This window comes from Paraburkholderia haematera (genome assembly GCF_905220975.1).
GTDB classification, from domain to species: Bacteria; Pseudomonadota; Gammaproteobacteria; order Burkholderiales; family Burkholderiaceae; genus Paraburkholderia; species Paraburkholderia haematera.
Window position 1 is genome coordinate 1 of the sequence record NZ_CAJNBK010000060.1, and the last position, 2,294, is coordinate 2,294.

A 2,294-nucleotide genomic window follows, 5' to 3' on the forward strand; every position below is an offset into this window, starting at 1 on the left:
AGTCGGGTAAGGACGCGACGTTGCCGTCGCGTCCTCCCCTAAGAACCGTACGTGCGAGTTTCCCCGCATACGGCTCAAGCCTCAATAAGGCTGGCTCATGCCAACCCGGTCAACGACGTTCGACCAGCATGTGTACCGGCGTTAGGGCCAGACGACCGCATGCGCGTTGCTTTTGGGTAACGTTCTGCGGGAGCGGGACTTGCGGCTTCGGATCGCAGCGCGCTGCGCGAAGTACGTGAACCACTCGGTGTCGTAAGGGTTGGCGTCCGATTGGACCTTCGGGTGCCGCTCAATCGGCGTGGCCGACGCTTTTCGAAGCTCCCGGTAGATCGGGGAGCCAGTGTCATCCACTTCGTCCGTGCGTGCGGCGAACACCCAGTGCCGCAGCCCGAACTGGTGGAAGTAACGCTGGTATACCCAGTGTCCCAGTTTCTTCGGATGGCGTCGTCGCGCCCATTGCCATAACGCGTACCAGATTTGGCTGTCCACATAACTGAAGGTTTTCTTCGCTACGATGTGCCGGTGGTACATCGCCCAACCAGTGATGACCGGGTTGAGAGTATCGATGAGTTGCCTTTGCGGGGCGCCCATCAGTTTGCGAATCAGACTCCTGACCTTTTGTAGGAACGAGTGAACGTTCTTGCGCGCCGGTTTGATGAGCAGTTTGCTGCCATATCGCCGGATGTGCTGGCCGAGGAAGTCATAGCCTTCAGTCAAATGAGTGATCTTCGTCTTCTCTGGAGCAAGCTCTAACCCTCGTGAAGCAAGGAAGGCCGTGACGACTGGAGTGATCTTCTCCTCCAGCACCTCCCGGCTTGCCCCAGTGATGACGAAGTCGTCGGCGTATCGCACCATGTTGACTTTGTTGATAGCCCGCTGTGACGCATTCCTGAAGGCGGACGATAACGCATTGTCCAACCCGTTTAAAGCCAGGTTTGCCAGTACAGGGCTGATGATACCGCCCTGCGGCGTTCCATCGTTAGTCGGTGCGAGGGTGCCATCCTTCAAGTAACCGGCCTTCAACCATTTCTTCAACACAGCCGTGTCCATTGGCACGTTCTGTAAAAGCCACGTGTGGTCGATATTGTCGAAACAGCCGCGGATGTCAGCTTCGAGTATCCACTGAGCTGATACTCGTGCGCCCCGATCCTTTGGGTTGCCGTGGTATCGCGCGTTCAGGAAGCATTGTGCTATCGCATCGTGCGTGGATCGCTCTTTGCGGAATCCATAGGACTGCGCGTCGGATATCGTTTCCGACACAGGGTCGAGCGCGAGCAGGTAAAGCGCCTGCATCGCCCGATCCTGCATCGTCGGGATACTCAGCGGGCGCAGCTTCCCGTTACTTTTTGGAATGTAGATCCGTTTAAGCGGCAGCGGCTTATAGCCGCGTCGCTGTAGCGAGCCTATTGCCTCGTATTTGGCATCCGGGGTAGACCACAGCACGCCATCTACACCCGGGGTACGTTTGCCCTGGTTTTCCGTCACGCGTTTCACGGCTAAAGCTTTGCCGTGAAACGAGCAGGTCAGCAACCGTTGCAAGGCTTTCACCTTGTTCCAGCGGCCTTCCTTGGTTGCCTTCACGATACGCGCCTGCATTCTTTTGACCACGCTATATGCCTTGGCCCAGTCAATGCTGTGCCACGACAGTGCGTGGTCGGCCAGTGCACACGTCGACTGCCCGTTCATTTGCTTTCCAGCCCTCAAGGATCATGCCGGTTATCTCGTGATGAGAGACCAGTTGGAAGTCTGCCCACTTTCGTGTCGGGTAATATCTCAACCCGTATCCACGCCATTACAGCCCGGCATTCGCTTTCTCCAACCTCCTTTACCCACTCCGCCAACAGCTTTCCTTGCGGTCGGCCTGCCCAGGGGGCGGCGAGATGGGCTTACCCTGTTCCGCTATCGCAACGGGATGGCGACGGTTTCCTCTTTACGCCGGCGACACAATGTTCTGCGTGCGTCCATAACAGACTGTCCGCACCCGATCGCATAGCTTTTGCCCTCAGCCTGACAGCATCTTTGGCTGGACTGTATTCACGACGCTTGCGAGAATTCACTTTCATTAACCATGCCACCCGAGCCCTTCCAGCTCCCGCATTGATGCTTGCAGGTGTCGCCTCTGCCTCACGGCTCGGACTAGGTCTCTCGACCCCGGTTGGTGTCCTCGATGCTCCGCACCCCGCCGTTACCGGCGACGCACGATCGAGTAGGCTACTGCTGGCAGAACAGCAGGTCTTGTCCGATTACTATCGGCAAGACAGTTGCGATAGCGACCTTCAGGTCGCACCTGTATA

General features: G+C 57.4%; 1 protein-coding gene. It reads right to left on the bottom strand.

Annotation, left to right across the window (positions count from 1 at the left end; translation table 11 throughout):
* Nucleotides 1-141: 141 nt before the first annotated feature.
* Nucleotides 142-1,686 carry a group II intron reverse transcriptase/maturase gene (gene ltrA / locus KHO23_RS34785; RefSeq protein ID WP_054043695.1) on the bottom strand — a complete coding sequence of 515 codons (1,545 nt, stop codon included), beginning with the start codon at nt 1,684-1,686 and terminating at the stop codon, nt 142-144.
* Nucleotides 1,687-2,294: the final 608 nt, after the last annotated feature.

Excerpts from the sequence above, each read along its gene's own strand:
- ltrA (WP_054043695.1), bottom strand. The coding sequence starts at position 1,686 with ATGAACGGGCAGTCGACGTGTGCACTGGCCGACCACGCACTGTCGTGG.